The sequence below is a fragment of the Rhodococcus jostii NBRC 16295 genome, assembly GCF_001894825.1.
Lineage (GTDB): Bacteria > Actinomycetota > Actinomycetes > Mycobacteriales > Mycobacteriaceae > Rhodococcus_F > Rhodococcus_F jostii.
The window spans coordinates 134286-152877 of record NZ_BCWY01000001.1 but is presented as its reverse complement, the minus strand read 5'-3'; the positions used below and the strand labels follow the sequence as shown (position 1 = coordinate 152877).

Genomic DNA, 18592 nt, shown 5'->3' with positions numbered 1-18592 from the left:
TCGGTCCGCTATCGCGCGAGGGGATCGGGAGTCACCTGCGCACAGCTGTCGATCGCGGTCAGTGCAATCAATTCGGAGAGCGTCAGGCAGTCCGTGACATCGACAACATTGAGGCCTAGAGTGTCCGGACCCAGCCAGCTGTCCAGTCCAACTCGCAGAGGCATACCGACGCGGGCGGTCGGAATGCCCCATAGCCGCAGAATGCACGTATCCGATGCTCCGCTGGTGTTGTCGATGTGACGGTGCGGGCCGCCCTCAATGACCTCCCATGCTCGGCGTGCCGAGACGATGATCGGCTCGGCTTCGTCGGTGGCGCTCGGTGGAACGGTGGCGCGTACGTCCAGACGCCAATCGAGTCCCGGCGGACCCAATACTTCGATGAGTTTCGCTCTCACGAGGCGGACCACCTCGGCGGGCTTTCGCCGGGGACTCACCCGGACATCGAGGTATAGATCGCACACCTCGCCGACGAATGCCGACTTCTCGGGCGCGCCGCCGCGGATGGCAGCGACAATGCCTTGCGGTGCAACCAGGCCACTGGTCTCGGTGCGTGCGTAGTCGGTGAACCATTCCTCGAGTTCGGCTGCGAGGCGGCCGGCGCGGGTGATGGCGTTGTCGTAGGGCGCTTTGTGGCGAAATCCCACGTAGGCTTGGCGGCCGGTCAAGCGGACGCGCAACCAGGTCAGGCCGACCTCTTCATGCGCGACGGTCCACCCAGGTTTACACGAGATGGCGCCGTCCGCGTGCAGACCTTTCTGGAGCAGCCGGAGCAGTCCGGAACCAAAGCCCAGCTCCTCGGGCGTGGCACCGAGGGTGGGCATCGCGCTTCCGCACAACGCCAGCCGTAGGGTCCCGGGAGCTGTCCACCCCGACCGTTTGAGCGCGAGCAGTGCCATCAGCGCGGCGAGGACGAACCCTTTGGGATTCTCCGCTCCCGCCCCACCGACCTCCGTCCCGCGGATACGTGCCGTCTGCCATTCCCTGAGCGTCTCGACAGATCCGAACCATGGTGAATCTCGTTCCAGATCTGCACTTTCGGCGATGTCGAGCGGCGCGTAGACGAGGAGTACAGGGCCGTCGCCGGTGCCCGGGAGGTCCAGCACAATGCTGGCGGCCTCACCGGGGCCGGCGTCGACGGTGTACTCGATCTCGTTGCTGCGCGCCCAGTCGGCGATCACGCCGACCAGCTGGGCCTCGTGCCCCGTCGGTGACGGTGTGTCGACCATCCGGACGAGCACGTCGCGTGCTTCGTCCGGGCTCACGTGGTCGGCGATCGTGAAGCAGGCGGCCGCGGGAGCGGTGTTCGTTGTCTCAGTCATCGGTGGGTGGGGTGTAGGTGGCCCATGCATGCTCGGCGGTCTGCACGCCTCGGGCATGCTTGTTCACGAGTTTGCGCCAGTTCGTGATGACCACGTCAGGGCTGAACAAACGCTCATCCCGCCATCCGTTGCCGTGATCGTAGAATTCGGCCATCGCCTTGCGCGCGAAGACGTCGTCGTCGTTGAATTCCGCGGGGATGTAGTCGCTCCACTTCTCCTTGGTCGAGGTGATGAACTGTTCCTTCTCGTCCTCGTTCGTCACTCGCTTGGCCCAGGTGATGATGTAGCGGTGGTGGTAGCGATCGACGGGGACGTACCACTCGAGGTGGATCATGCCCGGTTCGGGCATCGGGTCCACCCACAGCCCGCAGGGCATCCAGACGCTGACGTCCGGGCTCATGCCTTCGAGGACGCCCTCGTCGCTGGGATCGAAACGAGACGAGACGGTGAGGTCGGGGGCGACATCAGCCGACCACACCGCGGTTCCGCCACCGCGTTCGAGAAGCACACCCTTGGGGGCGTCGTCCTCGGTCATGATCTTCATGCCTTGCCGGCTCGAGATTGCGGTGTCCCCGAGGACCATGGGGACCTTGTAGTCGGTCACCCATGCCGAGTTGCGGTGGATGTAGGCATGGGCCGGATCGAAGCCGTTCTCCGCGGCGGTGCGCCAGTTGCAGTCGACGACCTTCGCCCACCCGAATGGGTAGACCACCATGTCGTCGTCGAGGACGCCGGGCTGAACGTCGTTCGCGAGGGGGTGTGGGTCGCCGTCACCGATGTACACCCAAACCAGTCCGGCTGCTTCTTCGACCGGGTAGGACTTGATGGCCAGTTTGCCGACGAGACGCGACTTCGGGTCCGTGATCACCGAGGTCAGGGCGCCGCTGTCCATGGCGTAGGTGAAGCCGTGATACCAGCAGGTGATCGTGTCGGCGGTATAGCACTCCGGCCGCGCCGACAACGCAACGCCTCGGTGCAGACACCGATCCTCCACCGCGAGCACTTTCCCCTCGACCCGCCGAAACAGAATTCGTTCGCCGAGAAGAATTTCGGCCTTCATCGCCACTGCCGGTTCCCCGTGGATGTCGCTGACGTCCGCCTCCACGAGCTCGTGGCTGAAAAATGCTGGATACCAGTGATTCCGGAAACCCAACTCCGCCTCGAGGTAACGCTCCCAGGGCTTTTCCCGCCGGGTCGTCGGGTCTACCGCAAGGTTGTAGATCTCTCGCTCGTCGTTCTTGCGTGCATCCGTTGCGTCAATGGTCATTTCGTCACGCTCTCCTTGATCGGTCGGTGTCCCCAGATGCTGGACTTGTCATAGCGAGGAATCGATTCCTGCTCGGACGGCCCGGGGCGTCCGCCCCAGCTGTATTCGATGGGGGTTCCCCCCGGCCCGGCCGCATAGAACGAGACCATCTGGTCGTTGACGTGGCGGCCCATGGTGGTGACAACGCAATTGCGCTCGGTCGCGCGGTCGTAGGCGAAGCCGAGGTCGTCCAATTCACGTACCTCAATCATGATGTGCGCGAGACCGTGGTTGTCGGTGTCGGCCGGCCCCTGTGCGAGAGCGAGCAGGTGATGATGCGGACCCGACGTCACGAAGCTGACCGTCACACGTGCCGGACCCGGCTCGAACGGGCTCTCCCCCATCCCGAAGTCCAGGCGATCGCTCACCGAGAGGTCGAATGCGTCGCGAAAGAACCCTTCCGTGGACGGGGCGTCGGGCACCAGCAGGAACGCGTGGCCCATGCCGACGAAGCCGCTGCAGTGCCCGACCGGAACGACGGGCCGGGTGATGGCGTGCGATCCCGCGTACACCTCGTGAACGTACTCGTTCGGGTCGGTGAACCGGATGGCCTCGTCGACGCGGCGATCGGCGCATTCGGCGGCGGACAGCTCCTCGATATCGACGCCCATGCCTTTGAGCCTGTCGGCGACGTCAATCAATGCGCGGCGATCGGTTGCCTCCCACCCGAGGTAGTCGAGTCCATCGGTATCCGATTGGAGGACCGAGAGACTGAATGGGCGTGAGCCCAGACGCAGACGGACCGCGCCCGCGGCCGAGTCCTCACCGAGCGGCATTCCGAGTACGTCGGGCCCGAAGGTGCGCCACCCTTCTGCGTCGGACGAGAGGAGTCCGGCGTAACCGAGTCGTTGGATCAACATGTCCTTCTCCTTTTTTACCTAGGGTCAAATTTTGACACAGAGTGAGTTTTTGTGCCAGTAAATTGGCAGATTCGGCGGTCAGAATTGTTGACGGAAGTCGCTCTTGCGGATCAAGCAGTGCACGCCTTGCACGCCGTCGACAACCTGGCTGATCTCGAAGTCCGCCGCGGCGCTCAGGTACGCCATCGCCGTGGCCCTGTCCATGCCCTGGGCGGTCTCGAGGAATCCGATCGCGCTGCGTACTGCTGCTTTCATGGCTCCGGAGAGATCGCGGTCGAGACCGATGACGATCCAATGCCGGCTGTTCTCACCGAACGGCTCCCGGAGCGCCCCCAGAACACCGGATGCAGCTGCGGCCGAGATGGTGGTAAGCCTGAACGTCGTCCGCAAGGGCGCCTCGAAGGCGGTCAGTGCGACCTCACCGTTTCCTTGCGAGTAGTGAGGGTCTCCGGTAGCGAACAACGCTCCGTCGACCTGCACGGGCAGATAGAACGTAGACCCGGATCCCAGCAACTTGACGTCGACATTCCCCCCGTGCAGGCCGGGCGGGTTGGAATGCACCGGCTCATCCGTGTCCGAGGCCACGGACATGATTCCCATGTGCGGATCGAGCGGAAACCGAACCGGGTTCAAGCCGCGTCGATTGAGTACACCGCAAATCTGCCCGCCGGATTGCTCGACGGAGACGAACGTAAAGCAGCTGTGAAAGCGGCCCGCATGAAAGCGATCTGCGCCATCCTCACGAGGCGGTGTCTCCGGAAATTCTCCCGGCAGAGCGCCGAGTCCGTGCCTGCTCGAGATCACACCGTAGCGAGTACGCAATGCCGTGTGCAGGACTTCGACCTTGAGAATGTCACCCGCACGGGAACCGGTCACCGCGATCGGACCGGTCACCACGTGGGGCCCGTCTCCGTTGCGGCGCTCGACACCGTCCGCGATCGCCCGAGCATCCGCCAGAATCTCTCCAGGCCGCACTCCGAACTGCGCGAACCAGGCCTGCGGATCGCGACCCTGATCGTCCATCATCCCTTCATGCGAAACAGTATCAACTGTTATCGTTGCGCCCGAAGCCATTTCGAAGACAGGCTTCGACACCGCGTTTGGCAGCCATCCCCACTGCACATTGTCGACTTCGCTACGTAAATAGTGCTCTCCGAGCGGAGACCCTTCGTTCGGTTGCAGTGTAGACAGTGACATCTTGACCTCCGTGTGAAATCCGAATGCAATGAGAAGAGAGAAACCGAGTGAGTACATCTACGAAACATGCTCTGCAACTGCACGATGCGCGCCTGACAGGCCAGAGAATCGACCCACTCACGACGTCGGACCCCTTGCTGGACATCAAACGGGCGTACGACGTGCAATGGAACGGAGTGCAGCTACGACTCCACGAGGGTGAACACATCATCGGAGCGAAACTTGGATTGACCTCACAGGCGAAGCAACGCGAAGTCGGCTTCACCAGCCCGATCTTCTCCTGGCTTACCTCGGGAATGCGGCACCGTTCCGGACACCCATTGTCGCTCAGCAATCTTCGCGTCCCTCGGGTCGAACCCGAGATAGCGCTGATCCTGCGTCGCGAACTAGGAAACGATGCCGAGACGGTCGCAAGTCTCTATGACGCAATTTCGTTCGTAGCACCCTCTATGGAGATCTTGGACAGCAGATACCACACCAACGCCCCCTCACTACCGGACGTAATCTCCGACGGTGCATCGGCTGCTGGTTTCGTAGTCGGAGAACCGGTTCCGTACGATCCATCCGAGGACCCCGACCTCGAACAGATCCGCTGCGCATTCCTGATCAACGGTTCCCCCGTGGCCGGCGCATCGGCCACCGAAGCCTTGGGCGGACCGGTACGCGCGCTGGCCGCATTGGTGGAGATCGTTCGAGGTCAGGGCCGGCGCGTACCCGCCGGAGCCATCGTGATGACCGGAGGACTGACCCGAGCCTTCCCGATCAACCCCGGCGACCTTGTCGCCGCCGATTTCGGGCCGATTCTGGGACGGGTCGAACTACCCACCACCCCGTGAAGCCTTCCCTGAACAACATGCCCCCGGAAGGCTAGGCGGCGGGCGTGGCGTTCAGACGGTGACGGCCGCGAGTCCCTCGATCTCGATCAGGAACTCCGGCCGCACCAGGCGTGAGATGACCAGCAACGTGTTTCCGGGATACACCTGATCGGGGAACCAGTCTGCGAACAGACGAGCGCGCGTCTGATAAAACGGTTCGATCAGCGAGGCGTCCGTAAGATATGTCGTCATCTTGACCAGGTCGGACAGATCCGCTCCCGCCGCTTGCAGAACCGTGCGCAGGTTGTCGAAGACCTGCACCATCTGCGCTTCGAAATCACCCGGATGTAGCGAATCGCCGTCCGAAGAGACACTCAGTTGACCCGAAAGAGCGAGCAGCGCTTTGTTTTTCGGGACAACTACGGCGTGTGAATACAGGCCGACAGGCTGACCGAGACCTTCGATTGCGTGCACTGTCATGACGACTCCTTCTGTGTGAGCGCGAACGTTCTGCGCGCTGCTTCCAATGTGGTTCGTAAATGGCTCAGTGTGATCCCAACGGCGCGATCCAAATCCCGATCACGGTAGGCGCGAACCAATTCGAGATGATCGCTCTCCGCACGGGCTCGGTCCGAGTGCTCCGAGACCGATGCTCCGACGTAGAGCGCCGAAATGTCAGCAAGGTTGCGCTGCGTGCGAACCAGGCGCGATTCCTTACCGGACCCTTCGAGCAGCAGGTGGAATCGGTGGTTGTCCTCGATCCAGGCACCAATCTCGGCTTCGGGCATCCTCAACGCGATCGCCTCCGCCTCGGCGATCGCCTCAGGGCTGGACTTGAGCACCGAGCGCTTCACCGACAGCGGTGTCAACGCGGCCCTCATATCGTAGATTTCTTCGAGCTCATCGAGCGTGGGTCGATTGACCACCGCCCCACGAAAGGCGTCGAAATCTACCAGCCCCTCCGCGGTGAGGTCGCGCAGCGCCTCACGGACGGGAGTCGACGAGACTCCCAGTCGTTTGGCCAGCGCAGTCTGGACAAGGCGCGCCCCCGGCGCAAGCTCCCCAGACAAGATCAGACGCCTCAAGGATTCGATGACTTCCTCGTGTGCCGTGCGAGTCGCTGCGGCTGTTTCGGCGGACTTCACGTCAGCTGACCTCAGTACTGATGAGGGTCATGATCGGGCCGGCGTCGGCAGTGAACACGTCCATGTCATCGCCGACCCACAGGAACTGAGATTGTGTTCGCACGACGCCGGCCGGCGCACCGGCAGCACAGTCCACGATGCCGATCCCGCCTGTTCGGACCGCCCCCACAAGCTCCACAATCTTCATAACGCCTCCAGATTTCATAGGATCTGGTTTCAGTATGCCCACATTCTGGAGTGAAATCCAAGGCATGTGAATCAGATTCTACAGAATCATGCATCCGTGACCCATGGGTCAGTTGGCGGTTCCGACCGCCGAATCCGTCAACCTACTGGCACAAAAACCAACTCTGTGTCAAAATTTGACCCATGGTAAAACTAGGAGAGGGATATGTTGACCCAACGACTCGGGTGCGCCGGACGACTCACGTCTGACGCAGAAACTGGCGCAGCCTCGGTCCGACGTGTTCGCCGTCATGAGAACGCATTTCCGGTGCGTCCCCGGACACGCGTTCTGATCGACCAGTTCGTCGAGGCCGCCACTTGGTGGTCGAGTGCACCAGTCGACGCCCATCGTGTTCAGCACGCGTGCGTTCGGGTTCCTCTCCCGATGACCAGGAGACGTACCGACGTAGGGCAGATGTTCTGGTCCGCTTCCCGAGATCGGTCACGGCGGGGCCAGGCCCAACCATTCTGGTGGCCGACGTGTTGCAAAGTATCTAGCGCTAGCCCAATCCACCGGACCGACGCCACGACGAGGGCGTCATTAGATCGACGAACAGCGAGGACCCCATGGCGTATGTAATCACCCAGCCCTGCTGCAACGACGCCACCTGCATCGCAGTGTGCCCGGTCGACTGCATTCGACCGACCCCGGATGACCCGTTGTTCACCACCGCAGAGATGCTGTATATCGATCCGGGCTCCTGCATCGACTGCGGAGCGTGCGCGGATGCCTGCCCGGTCGAGGCGATTTTCCCCGAGGACGCGCTGACCGAACCGAATGCCCGCTACCAGACGATCAACGCGGAGTACTTCGAGAGGTATCCGCTCGAGTTCGAGGAGCCGTCCACGCCGAACAGACCAGCCGTGGTGCCGGCGCGCGATGTCCCATGGCGGGTCGCGATCGTCGGCTCGGGGCCGGCAGCGTGCTACGCCGCCCAGGATCTGGTCACGCAGGGAGGGCAGTCGGTCGAGGTAGAAATGTTCGACCGACTGCCCACGCCGTGGGGGCTGGTCCGCGCGGGTGTGTCACCCGATCATCCAGGGACCAAGGGCGTCACAGACATCTTTCGGGCCACAGTCGCCAATCCGTCGTTTCAGTTCCACCTCAACGTGGAGATCGGCAAGCACCTCACCCATGAGGAGTTGATGGCACATCATCACGCGGTGGTCTACGCCGTGGGCGCGTCGAGCGACCGCCGCCTCGGCGTGCCCGGCGAGGAGCTTCCGGGCAGTCACGCCGCCACCGATTTCGTTGCCTGGTACAACGGACACCCGGACTACGCCGGGCTGCAGTTCGATCTGACCGGGGAACGTGCGGTGATCGTCGGCAACGGCAACGTGGCCCTCGACGTGGCCCGCATCCTGGTCTCCGACCCCGACAATCTCGCGGGCACCGACATCGCCGACCATGCCCTCGCAGCGTTGCGGCGCAGCCACATTCGTGAGGTGGTCGTAATCGGCCGCCGAGGACCGGCGCAAGCCGCCTATACGAACCCCGAGTTGATCGCGCTCGGCCACCTGAAGGGCGTGGACGTGCTGGTCGACCCGGCTGATGCCGAATTGGATCAGTACAGCCGGGTCCGGGTCGAAGATCCGGATGCAGATCCACAGATGGTCCTCAAAGCAACAGTGGCACAGGAATTTTCGCAGGGAACGCCGAGTCCGGGAAATAGGAGGATCGTGCTCCGCTACCTCGCGTCACCGATCGCGGTACTCGGCGAGGAACGGGCGGAGGGCCTGGAGATCGTGCATAACGCCCTTGTGGAGAGCGCCGACGGCACGCTGCGGGCGCAGCCAACCGACAAAACTGAGACCATCACCACGAACCTCGTGCTCCGCTCGATCGGGTACCGCGGCACCCCGGTACCCGGCATCCCATTCGACGACGCCCGCGGAACGATCCCCAACGAAAAGGGACGCGTCATCGACCCGCGTACCGGCGAACCAGTCACGGGCGTCTACACCGCCGGCTGGATCAAACGCGGCCCCTCCGGGGTGATCGGCACCAACAGGAAGTGCGCGCAGGACACTGTCGCGCAGATCCACGACGACCTGACAACCGGGCACCTGACCCGAACGGTCAAGGGACGACAGGATCTCCGCGACCTCATCCGCGAACGCCAGCCCGACGTCGTCAACACGCAAGGATGGGCAGCGATCGACGAGGCCGAACGCCGCCTGGGTAAACAGTCGGGTCGCCCACGCGCGAAGTTCACTGACATCTCCTCGATGCTCGATGCAGCGCTCGGGGCGGAGGCCGGAGCAGCGCGGCGCTGATCGACCGCGGCACCGGGTCGTGGGACAGATATCGATCGGCGGGGCCGACCACGATGGGTCGATCCGGGAGCCGCGTTGCGCCGACCCGATCCGGCGATGTCGGCGCACGGCCCGCGTTTCATGGCGGATCCGCGCACTGATATCGGCGCAAGCGTCAGGAGCGTGGGTCGACGAACCGAACTTGATTCGTCGACCCACGCTGTCCCGGACACGGCGTTCCGGATTGTCGGCGATCGATGGTGAGGTCGGTTCGATATCGAAGACTGAGAGAGATCAGACTAAGCCCGCCTACACGATGTAGGCGGGCTTAGTCGCTGCCGACGGTGACCTTCACGACCCGCGCTTCATCGACCCGATCAGCTCATCGTCGAACAGATGGTCGGATTCGGGATCCAGTGGCGCATGGATCGAGACCACACCGACGGCCCGAACGAGCGGATGAGCGACCGGCTGAAAGGTCAACCCCCACTCGGTCTTCAGTGCCGGCAGGCAACCGGAGCTTACCGCGCGTGAACGTCTAGGGGTGCGCGGCGGCAGGCCACCGCGAGTCCGAATCGGAGTGATTGGGAAATCCCTCAGGGACTACGGATCCACACGATTCCCCTTGGGAGCGGGTCGTTTTGTTGCACTCATCTTCCGGCGAATCGTCCACGCTCGGTGCACATCGCAATGATCACCGCCGCACTGATAGGCGCCGCCGATGAGGTGTTCCAAAGAACAGATTGGCCACGGCCAACGCGTCGTGAAAGCATCACTCCACGGGTTCGAGATCGTTTCCGGGACAGGCGCGTAGGAATATTCCAGTCACGGGAGAAGCCGTGGCGCCGTCACCTGAACAGAAACCTCGGACTGGCTGTTTGACGATCCTGACGCTCGTGGGCATCACTCCGCCGGAGGGGCCCTCGCCTGGAACCTGGAGGACAAGAAAAGACAATGGCAAAAATACTCTGCGTCCTTTACGACGACCCCATCGACGGCTACCCGATGACGTACGCGCGCGACGAGCTGCCGACCGTCGAGCAGTACGGAGACGGACAGACCCTGCCGACACCCACCGCGATCGACTTCCTGCCCGGCACCCTATTGGGCAGCGTGTCCGGCGAGCTCGGCCTGCGCAAGTACCTCGAAGCCAACGGCCACACCCTCGTCGTGACCTCCGACAAGGACGGCCCCGACTCGGTATTCGAGCACGAACTGGCCGACGCCGACGTCGTCATCTCCCAACCCTTCTGGCCGGCATACCTCACGGCGGAACGCATCGCCAAGGCCCCGAACCTGAAGCTGGCGCTGACCGCCGGCATCGGATCGGACCACGTCGACCTGCAGGCCGCCATGGACCGCGGCATCACCGTCGCCGAGGTCACCTACTGCAACTCGATCAGCGTCGCCGAACACGTCGTCATGATGATCCTCGGCCTGGTACGCAACTACCTGCCCTCCCACCAGTGGGTCACCAAAGGCGGCTGGAACATCGCCGACTGCGTGACCCGCTCCTACGACGTCGAGGGCATGCACGTCGGCACGGTCGCCGCCGGGCGCATCGGGCTCGCCGTGCTGCGCCGGCTCAAGCCGTTCGGCATGCACCTGCACTACACCGACCGCCACCGCCTGCCGGAGTCGGTGGAGAAGGAACTGGGCCTGACCTGGCATCCCACACCCGAGGACATGTACCCGGACTGCGACGTCATCACGCTGAACTGCCCACTGCACCCCGAGACCGAGCACATGATCAACGACGACACTCTGAAACTGTTCAAGCGCGGCACCTACCTGGTCAACACCGCGCGCGGCAAACTCTGCGACCGAGACTCCATCGTCCGGGCCCTCGAGAGCGGCCAGCTCGCCGGTTATGCGGGCGATGTCTGGTTCCCGCAGCCGGCCCCCAAGGATCACCCGTGGCGGACCATGCCGCACCACGGCATGACCCCACACATCTCCGGCACCTCCCTGTCGGCGCAGACCCGCTACGCGGCGGGCACACGCGAAATCCTCGAATGCTTCTTCGAGGACCGCCCGATCCGCGACGAATACCTCATCGTCGACGGCGGCACGCTGGCCGGTGTGGGCGCGCACTCCTACAGCGCCGGCAACGCGACCGGCGGCTCGGAAGAGGCCGCGAAGTTCAAAAAGGGCTGACCAGCCCCACCACCAGAAGTGAAATAGGAACTGCCAGTAATGCGTGGGAGCAGTTGTTTCGCGTGCCCACGCATTGCTGGCGGTGGTCGCGAAGGAGTCTGGAATGGCAGAAGTTCGGCTCGCGCCTGGGGCGACGGGTAAGCGGGGCCCGGCAGCCTGGGCGCTACTCCGCATCCCCCTGGTCTCCGGGTTGGGGGGTTTCGGCGCGATCTTCGTGTTGGCGCAGACCGAGGCAAACCTCCACACACTCCTGCTCGTGGCCCCGTTCGGCGCGAGCTGCGTGCTGCTCTTCGCCCTCCCACAGAGCCCGCTGGCACGGCCGAAAAACGTGATCGGCGGGCACCTGCTGTCGTCGTTGATCGGCGTCGCCATCCTCGCAGCGATCGGTCCGGGACCCCTCACCCTGGGCGTGGGTGTCGGCATCGCCATCGCGGCGATGACGCTGACAGATACCGTGCACCCGCCCGCAGGCGCCGACCCGATCCTCATCATCGCCGCCGCTGCCTCGTGGTCGTATCTATTGGCTCCCATCCTCGCCGGATCGGTCACGCTCGTCGTCCTGGCATGGTGCTATCACCGTTTCATCTCCAAGCGGGAGTACCCCACGCGGGGCTAGCAGCACAACTGATGTGTGGTCTTGCCTTGTCAGGTGACAGGCGGAGGCGGCCACGCACCCTGGTTCCGAAGCACTCTCACTCTCGCCGGACAACGGCGTGTCCAAGACGTGGTTTCGACCGGTTTATACTCGACCGATCGAGACGCGGGCGTGGCGTCGGTCGTCAGCCACCGGTCGGCGTGGACCGCCCACCGAGCACATCACCGATGCGGGCGCTGCGCGCCGTCGTCAACAGGGCACGTGTCAGCACCGAGCCAGGCTCGACCGCACTGGCGACGAGCGCGATCCGAGCGGTGACGGATGGGTTGTCCAGGCGCACTGCGCGTGCACCGGCGGGCGGGCGCAGGGTGCGGATCCAGGTCTGCGGAACGATAGTCGCCCACCGGCCGGTGCCGACGTGCGCGAGCAGGGCCACGATGGAGTCCGTCTCGAGTTGAGGTGTCACCGTGAGATTCTCAGTCGCCAGTGCATCGTCGATGAGTTGGCGGCCACGCATTCCGTTGTTGAGCAGGCACATCGGAAGTTGGAGTGCGTCCGACCAGCTAATGGTGTCCGATTGGCCGGCGAGCAGCGCGCTGCCGGCGATGAGGACCTGCTGTTCCTCGTACAGCGGGGTGACCACCAGGTCGGCGGTGTCCTGTTGGTCCGGGTAGATAATCCCGGCGTCCAGCTCGAACCGGCGGATCCGTTCGACTATGTCGGCCGATCGCAGACTCGCCTCCAGCCGCACACGCACCAACGGGTGCTCGGCACAAAACGGATCAGTAAGCAGGGCAACGGTACTCGACGCAGCCGGGATCACCCCGAGCCGTAGTACACCGGTCAGGCCGGTCTGCAACGCCGTGACCTCCTGCTCGAGGGCGTCGCGATCAGCCAGGATGCGCCGCGCCCACAGCACGAGCCGCTCGCCTTCGGGGGTGAGACCTTCGAACTTCTGCCCGCGTCGGACCAGCGGGACCTGCAATTCGTGTTCGAGCTTGCGGATCGCTTCGGACAGCGCCGGCTGGGACACATAGCAGGCACTCGCGGCGCGGGCAAAATGACGCTCACGAGCGAGCGCGACAAAGTACTCGAGCTGGCGGAACAACATGACCTATTCGACCATGCCCGCAGCCACATCGGTACGGTCCGCGACCAGCCAGTCAGCGATCCCACGCCTCACCCTCACACACCTCGACGTACACACCCCATCCGCCGAGAACACCCCATCAGCAGAGGGCAGCCGAACCATCCCCACTCGTCACGGTCGCGACAACCGCAACGCCAACAGACATCACAACTCCACACCCCCAGCCGCAGCCGCAGCCGCAACTCACCGGAACGGAAAGGTGGTCAACCCCTCCGACCCGCATCAATTGGGAACACCGAAAACATCACTCACCCCGACGACATGACTAATCCGACACACAGTCCACAACAATCACTGTCGAGACACACACCACTCAGAAGACACCCCGGAATCAAAGCCCTCCGAACACGAAAGGCACCACCCACCCGTGCCGGGCACCGGAACGGCAAGCCCCAACATCCGCGGGGTTCCAGCGAAACGGACACTGGTCGCTGCTGCGTTCCAATGCCTCTGCATGGGGTGGATCGGGGAGGTGGAAGAGGTCCGCAGTTGTTGCCTTCAATGCCTCCATCGGACTGATGGGCAACCAAAGGCGACTGAGGCCACAGAACTTCTTCTGAGTATCCGCAAGCGACCGACGCGAACTGTCGGCCGCCGTTGTGGACGGACACTCGCTGGCTGGCCATGCCCACCGGCACATGAGTGGGTTGCGAACGATTAAGCAGTGACGACGTAGTAGGGAGCACCGATGAACACACACAATTGGTCAGTCATCAATGGCTTCGAGAGCGGTGGCGTTTGGCACTACACCAGCCGCGCCGGCCTACGTGGAATCGTGGAGAACCACTGCTTGCGGGCGACCGCCCGGACCGGCTTGGACGACCCGACCGAAGTTACGTACGCCCTCGACGAGATGCGCAGCACCTGGCAGCACTATCGCAGCTCACCCAAACTCGTTGACGAAGTACCCCGCGACGAAGTCGACCACCTCATCGCTCGGCTCGGCAACGAAATCGAGTCACCCGATCTGTTCTTCGCCTCCGGCTCGATGTATGGCGACAAACTCGAGCACTGGAAGGATTACGGACGCGACCAGGGATACGCGATCTGCCTGCAGGAGCATTCGATCTGGCGTATCCGTAGCCGCTCCGAGGAAACAATCCCGGAGGCGCTTTCGGTAGGCAGCCCGTTTCTACGATGGCACGAGGTGGACTACAAGAAGTTCCAGCCCAACTTCACGGCCCCGCTGGAGACCCCGAGCGGCCGGGCCCTCGAAGAGATCATCCGGGCCGTCATGAAGCACCATGACGGCTCGATGGATGAGCAAACCGCGCACCAATACGCGCTCAACGTTGCACTCCGACAGCTGTGCTGGCAAAAACACGAGGGTTCCGAAAGTGAGGACGAGATCCGAATCGCCGTCATGAATCCGCCATCTGACACGCGACACTCACGGCCAAGTGCCTACGGTTCGCGCGCCGTCGAGTATGTCGAACTCGTCAGCGGAGACCCCACCGATCACGATGCCACTCTCCTCGCAGCAACCGAGACCGTCCCCTCGCTTCCGATCCTCGCTGTCCGTATCGGGCCGCAGACCACGCCCACCAAGCTTGCCGAAGACCTCAACGCCACCGCGCGTCTCCTCGACGAGAACGGCTACAACGTTCCCGTCGTCGCATCACCAACACCTTTCCTCAGTGGCCGGTAGCGCTAGAGGTATCGAGCGAAGTCGGTACCGGGGTTGGTCCGTCGGTGCCTGAGTCACGGACCGGGCCCCGACCGAGGTAATGGATACCTCGGTCGGATAGCCGCCAGCCCTGTCAGCCAGTATTGAACGGTGACTATCGTCGTCGTCGACACCAACATCATCACCGCCGATCCGCACCTGCAGAGCACAGCGTGGCGGTCGTTGGCCGAGAATGCCGAATGGTGGGGATTGAGCTTCATCGTGCCCGAGGTCGTCGCGATGGAGGCCATCAACGTCGTCGTGCGGGATCTCGTCAAGATCAGCCAGAAGTTCAGTGCGCTGGAATGGTGGAAGCTCGGCCTTGCAGACTGTCACGACGACTGGAAGCAACGCATCACTACACAGATTGAAGGTTACGAGGAACACCTGCACGACCGGCTCGTCGACTCCGGCGTTGAGGTTTTCACAACTCCCGAAATCAGCCACATGGAGATAGCGCGACGAGCGTCCGAGAGCAGGCCCCCGTACACCGGAGACACCAAAGACGGCTACCGCGACACACTCATCTGGTTCACCCTGCTGTCGATCGCCGAGAGCAATCCCGACGAACGGGTGTGGTTCGTCAGCAACAACCACTCCGACTTCGGACCTAGAGCAGTCGACCAGAGCCAGTGTCCAATCCCCTTCCATACCGCGCTCGCCGCAGAACTGCAGGCGAAGGACTTGGCAGATCGAGTCTTCTTTGCCGTGTCACTCTCGACCCTGGACTCCCATCTCGCAGCGGAGCACGCCCCGCTCGATCAATTGGCCATCACCGCGAAAACCGAAAACATCGACATGGACGCCCTCTGCATGAGTCTCCAGTTGTCCGCTCTCACCTATCGCGTCGACCCGGAAGAAGCCGCGCTCCCGCTGACGACATCCGAAGCTGCGATCGTCGGGGTAAGCGAGCAACGGGAAGGATGGGTTTTCGCCGACGCTGCCGGCCGTGAGGGTGGAGCGTGGACGGCCCGATTCCATGTCGACACCGAGGTTGACATCAGCACAATCGAGTCGGCGGAATCGATCGACGGACCGAATAGCAACGCCCAAGGAGTTGCTCGCGAGTACAACAAGACCCTTCGGCTTTCAGGTGCCGTTGCATTCGCTGACGACGGCACTGTTCAACAGATCTCTGTGACCGCGGCTGAGGCACTTCCCGATGACCCCGGCAGGACGCGCTGGCAAAGAAGAGCCAACAGGAAGCGGCTAAGTCTCTCGGATGCTTGGTTGGACGTTGCTACTTCATCCTCAGAGATTGGACGTAGTGCGTTGTTGCGGGCCAGGTTCGACGGCGGAGCGATCGGAGCGGCAGCACTCGCAGCCAGCGGATACGACCTGGCCACATTCGGCAAGGCCGCATAGGCAGCCAGCGGGTTCGACACCTCGGTCCTTGAAAGGGCCGCTCTGGGCAGAGCGCTCCGAGTCTGGCGAATGCATCGTCGCAGAGGCAATCGTCACCGGATGACGCTGCGCCGACAGTTGACGAAATGGTTGAAGGCGACGTTGAGTGATGACGCAGAACGCGCGTGTACCCGGTCCGATGCTCAGCTGACGGGCAGCAGTACCTGTGATCGGCGGGCTCGGTGCATGTACGGCGGCCGTAACCCTATCTGTCCCTCGCCACCAGTTCCCACGTCATCGACGTCGTGCAGGCAGGCCGAGGGTGCTGTGCGGCCGAGGCTGCCGTCGAAGTGCAAGTGCGAGAACTCCCACCGGTCGGCGTCCGGACCACCAGCGGCACCATCCCCGCAGCGATCTGCAGGGTCATGCCGGGAGTGAGAGCAGGGTTTCCAGGGCTTCAGTGCGGCGTGCGGCGACGATCTCCCGCCAATCGACCACCGGCGCACCATCAGGGTCTGAGGCGAGTGTGGTGGCGATCTGGCCGTGCCCGATCCCGGTGCGGCCGCCGAGCCAGCCGGTGCGGGTGAACTCGTCCAGGACGTCGACCGTGAACGCGTGGTCGAGATCGGAGCCTCGGTTCAGTGCACCCAGGACTCGAACCGGGTGCCGGGCCTATTGACCGGACTAACCATCGGACACGCCATCAAAGTCCTGTCGGAGACCGAGCCCGGCCGGTATACAAATCACCTATGTCGAGATGGAGAGGGGTGGTCGGGCTTGTTTGATGAGGTTGAGCGTGACATTGGGGTGATAAGACTTCCTAGATGGGGTCGGGTCGAGCGAGCGGCCGGGGTCGTCGCATGGGACGTCCTGGACGATGGTGGGACCCCCGTCGAGCCGGATCCGTCGCTACCTGACTGATTTCGTTGCACAGGGCAACAGCCAGGCATCGGTGCGCAGCTACGCCTACGCACTATTGCGCTGGTGGAGATGGTTGAGAGCTGTCGACGTTGACTGGGACAAGGCGACACCTGCTGAGTGCCGAGATCTGGTGCTGTGGTTGCAGGCGAATCTGAGAACGAGACGATCACCGCGGACAAAATCCCTTGCCACCGCTGGGACGATCAACCCGATCACCCGCAAGCGCTACCTGGACGACAATTACGCTATCCGTACGATTCGCCACTCCAAACGCAGTGGTCAGGGCCTTCTACGAGTACTGGATCGAGATCGGCCAAGGCCCCCTGATCAATCCGGTGCCCCTCAAGGGGCGGCAGGCCTCACGCCCATCACAATCGGCTCGAGCAATTCCGCCCGGAAGGACGGATCCGCTACGGCGAATCGAATCCGGGATCGGCAAGTCCCGGCGTTTACGGTCAGACACCTCGGGCACGGTCGCTCGCGGGAACGCCCACTCCAGGTCTTTGCGGGCGCGGGTGAATTCGGCGTCCTCGACCATCCGGTCGAGCTCCCGTGCCGAGTCACGCTCCTGTGCGCGGTCTTTGTACGCGTCGGCGGAACGGTAGCCGGCGGGGCTTTGACGCGGGCGTAATGCTGGTGCCGACCTCCGGATCCAACCGGGTCGCCGGTGCATCCGGGCTCACGTTGTACGCCACCAGACCCCCTCCCCCTGCGTCGAACACACCCCAGATGGAACGAAGCGTGGCAGGCATTAATGTCCCAATTGACGGCCTGCCACGCTCGGAGGCCTGAGTTCACGTCAGCGCAAGGTCCGCTCGGTCAACAAACACAGGGCGCAGTCGCGGTTGCCGGCCGTCGGTTACACCGCCGTGCAGACACTGATTACCGACCCGGACCGGTGGAACACCGTCGGCGAGGCGTTGTCGACGGCACGCGGTGACGCGCATTCGAGTCCGGGTTGGCGCTCTTCCAGGTAGCGGATCAGCACTCGCCGCACGGTCGGAGCTTGGACGCCGTGGAAGTCCACGATCTGTGCCGGTGTTCGCTGTCTGTGTCGGGCAGCTTCTTCCAGCGTGGTGTATCCCCAACCCCGGAGGGTGGCTCTACCGCGGAGAAGCAAACCGGTGACCAAACCAGTAACTCGCTCCCGCGCGCTGTCAGCGTTGCCGCCGACGGTACGAGCATACCGAAACACGCAGAGGTGGAACCCGATCCGCTCGCACTCAGAAGGGTTTCGCCATTCGGCGTATTGACCTGCGATGACGGCATGTCCCCTAGCGGATGGGGTGAACTGGAGATGCCGTACCGCCAGCCGCCTCCGACGAAGACATCCGAGGCACGATTCTGACCACTGTCCCGCACGGGGGCAGGATTGGGTCGTGAGCGACCGAACCGCAGCAGACCTCGAACGCGAACTCACCATGCTCGCCTACGTGCGGGACCGCCTCCGGGCGTCGGAGGGCGAACACTTCCGAATCCCGACCACGAGCGTCGACGAGGTACTCGATGCGCTCAACAGCATCGAACGGTCTCCGTCGGATCCGACATGATTCCGCCCGGAAAGAGCACGAATGACCGCAGGTTCCGAGGAGGTGGTCACGGGCCTCATCGACAGACCTACCGAGAAACGGCGCCG

General features: G+C 63.4%; 16 protein-coding genes. 8 read left to right on the top strand and 8 right to left on the bottom strand.

Features of this window, described 5'->3' with window-relative positions; genetic code table 11:
• Positions 1–8: 8 nt before the first annotated feature.
• The 4 genes from RJ1_RS00730 to RJ1_RS00715 form a co-directional block, all read right to left on the bottom strand.
• Positions 9–1319 (bottom strand): zinc-binding metallopeptidase family protein, encoded by a 1311-nt coding sequence (locus RJ1_RS00730; protein WP_073357980.1) that lies wholly within the window; start codon positions 1317–1319, stop codon positions 9–11.
• Complete coding sequence (locus RJ1_RS00725) at positions 1312–2586, bottom strand: Rieske 2Fe-2S domain-containing protein (RefSeq protein WP_073357979.1); 1275 nt, start codon at positions 2584–2586, stop codon at positions 1312–1314. The genes RJ1_RS00730 and RJ1_RS00725 overlap by 8 nt, the downstream gene beginning before the upstream one ends.
• Complete coding sequence (locus RJ1_RS00720; RefSeq protein ID WP_073357978.1) at positions 2583–3485, bottom strand: VOC family protein; 903 nt, start codon at positions 3483–3485, stop codon at positions 2583–2585. The genes RJ1_RS00725 and RJ1_RS00720 overlap by 4 nt, the downstream gene beginning before the upstream one ends.
• A 78-nt stretch (positions 3486–3563) precedes the next feature.
• On the bottom strand, positions 3564–4682 hold the full coding sequence (locus RJ1_RS00715; protein ID WP_073357977.1) for an acetamidase/formamidase family protein: 1119 nt from the start codon (positions 4680–4682) through the stop codon (positions 3564–3566).
• Positions 4683–4729: 47 nt separating this feature from the next.
• Here RJ1_RS00715 and RJ1_RS00710 point away from each other — a divergent pair, with 47 nt between their 5' ends.
• Positions 4730–5518: a 2-keto-4-pentenoate hydratase gene (locus RJ1_RS00710; RefSeq protein ID WP_073357976.1), complete on the top strand. Its 789-nt coding sequence runs from the start codon at positions 4730–4732 to the stop codon at positions 5516–5518.
• Positions 5519–5569: 51 nt separating this feature from the next.
• Here the strand turns inward: RJ1_RS00710 and RJ1_RS00705 are convergent, their stop codons facing one another.
• Genes RJ1_RS00705 through RJ1_RS00695 form a run of 3 tightly spaced genes read right to left on the bottom strand, consistent with a single transcriptional unit; the run spans position 5570 to position 6895 of the window.
• Entirely contained in the window at positions 5570–5977 is a 408-nt protein-coding gene (locus RJ1_RS00705; protein WP_073357975.1) for a RidA family protein, read from the bottom strand.
• Positions 5974–6642: a GntR family transcriptional regulator gene (locus tag RJ1_RS00700; RefSeq protein WP_073357974.1), complete on the bottom strand. Its 669-nt coding sequence runs from the start codon at positions 6640–6642 to the stop codon at positions 5974–5976. Before RJ1_RS00700 ends, RJ1_RS00705 begins: the two co-directional genes overlap by 4 nt.
• Position 6643: 1 nt before the next feature.
• The gene (locus RJ1_RS00695; RefSeq protein ID WP_143048794.1) at positions 6644–6895 is read right to left on the bottom strand and encodes a hypothetical protein; all 252 of its coding nucleotides are present in this window, start codon (positions 6893–6895) and stop codon (positions 6644–6646) included.
• A gap of 539 nt (positions 6896–7434) precedes the next feature.
• On the opposite strand from RJ1_RS00695, the gene RJ1_RS00690 reads away from it, so the two are divergent.
• From RJ1_RS00690 to RJ1_RS00680, 3 genes are all read left to right on the top strand, one after another.
• Positions 7435–9144 (top strand): FAD-dependent oxidoreductase, encoded by a 1710-nt coding sequence (locus RJ1_RS00690; RefSeq protein WP_073357972.1) that lies wholly within the window; start codon positions 7435–7437, stop codon positions 9142–9144.
• Between the two features lie 933 nt (positions 9145–10077).
• Positions 10078–11280, top strand: coding sequence for an NAD-dependent formate dehydrogenase (locus RJ1_RS00685; protein ID WP_073357971.1), 1203 nt, complete (start codon positions 10078–10080; stop codon positions 11278–11280).
• 103 nt (positions 11281–11383) lie between these two features.
• Complete coding sequence (locus RJ1_RS00680) at positions 11384–11896, top strand: HPP family protein (RefSeq protein WP_073357970.1); 513 nt, start codon at positions 11384–11386, stop codon at positions 11894–11896.
• Positions 11897–12059: 163 nt separating this feature from the next.
• Here the strand turns inward: RJ1_RS00680 and RJ1_RS00675 are convergent, their stop codons facing one another.
• A complete protein-coding gene (locus RJ1_RS00675; protein WP_073357969.1) occupies positions 12060–12986 on the bottom strand; it encodes a LysR family transcriptional regulator in 927 nt (308 codons plus the stop codon).
• A 727-nt stretch (positions 12987–13713) separates the two neighbouring features.
• Between RJ1_RS00675 and RJ1_RS47155 the strand changes: the two genes are divergently transcribed.
• From RJ1_RS47155 to RJ1_RS46625, 4 genes are all read left to right on the top strand, one after another.
• The gene (locus RJ1_RS47155; RefSeq protein ID WP_174694930.1) at positions 13714–14673 is read left to right on the top strand and encodes a hypothetical protein; all 960 of its coding nucleotides are present in this window, start codon (positions 13714–13716) and stop codon (positions 14671–14673) included.
• Positions 14674–14802: 129 nt separating this feature from the next.
• A complete protein-coding gene (locus RJ1_RS00665) occupies positions 14803–16056 on the top strand; it encodes a PIN domain-containing protein (RefSeq protein ID WP_073357968.1) in 1254 nt (417 codons plus the stop codon).
• A gap of 856 nt (positions 16057–16912) precedes the next feature.
• A complete protein-coding gene (locus RJ1_RS48735) occupies positions 16913–17587 on the top strand; it encodes a site-specific integrase (protein ID WP_205415324.1) in 675 nt (224 codons plus the stop codon).
• Between the two features lie 748 nt (positions 17588–18335).
• The gene (locus RJ1_RS46625) at positions 18336–18506 is read left to right on the top strand and encodes a hypothetical protein (protein WP_162850249.1); all 171 of its coding nucleotides are present in this window, start codon (positions 18336–18338) and stop codon (positions 18504–18506) included.
• The last annotated feature ends 86 nt before the right edge of the window (positions 18507–18592 follow it).

Excerpts from the sequence above, each read along its gene's own strand:
- RJ1_RS00680 (WP_073357970.1), top strand. The coding sequence starts at position 11,384 with ATGGCAGAAGTTCGGCTCGCGCCTGGGGCGACGGGTAAGCGGGGCCCG.
- RJ1_RS47155 (WP_174694930.1), top strand. The coding sequence starts at position 13,714 with ATGAACACACACAATTGGTCAGTCATCAATGGCTTCGAGAGCGGTGGC.
- RJ1_RS00695 (WP_143048794.1), bottom strand. The coding sequence starts at position 6,895 with ATGCCTTGGATTTCACTCCAGAATGTGGGCATACTGAAACCAGATCCT.
- RJ1_RS00690 (WP_073357972.1), top strand. The coding sequence starts at position 7,435 with ATGGCGTATGTAATCACCCAGCCCTGCTGCAACGACGCCACCTGCATC.
- RJ1_RS00720 (WP_073357978.1), bottom strand. The coding sequence starts at position 3,485 with ATGTTGATCCAACGACTCGGTTACGCCGGACTCCTCTCGTCCGACGCA.
- RJ1_RS00705 (WP_073357975.1), bottom strand. The coding sequence starts at position 5,977 with ATGACAGTGCACGCAATCGAAGGTCTCGGTCAGCCTGTCGGCCTGTAT.
- RJ1_RS00725 (WP_073357979.1), bottom strand. The coding sequence starts at position 2,586 with ATGACCATTGACGCAACGGATGCACGCAAGAACGACGAGCGAGAGATC.
- RJ1_RS00715 (WP_073357977.1), bottom strand. The coding sequence starts at position 4,682 with ATGTCACTGTCTACACTGCAACCGAACGAAGGGTCTCCGCTCGGAGAG.
- RJ1_RS48735 (WP_205415324.1), top strand. The coding sequence starts at position 16,913 with ATGGTGGGACCCCCGTCGAGCCGGATCCGTCGCTACCTGACTGATTTC.
- RJ1_RS00675 (WP_073357969.1), bottom strand. The coding sequence starts at position 12,986 with ATGTTGTTCCGCCAGCTCGAGTACTTTGTCGCGCTCGCTCGTGAGCGT.
- RJ1_RS00730 (WP_073357980.1), bottom strand. The coding sequence starts at position 1,319 with ATGACTGAGACAACGAACACCGCTCCCGCGGCCGCCTGCTTCACGATC.
- RJ1_RS00685 (WP_073357971.1), top strand. The coding sequence starts at position 10,078 with ATGGCAAAAATACTCTGCGTCCTTTACGACGACCCCATCGACGGCTAC.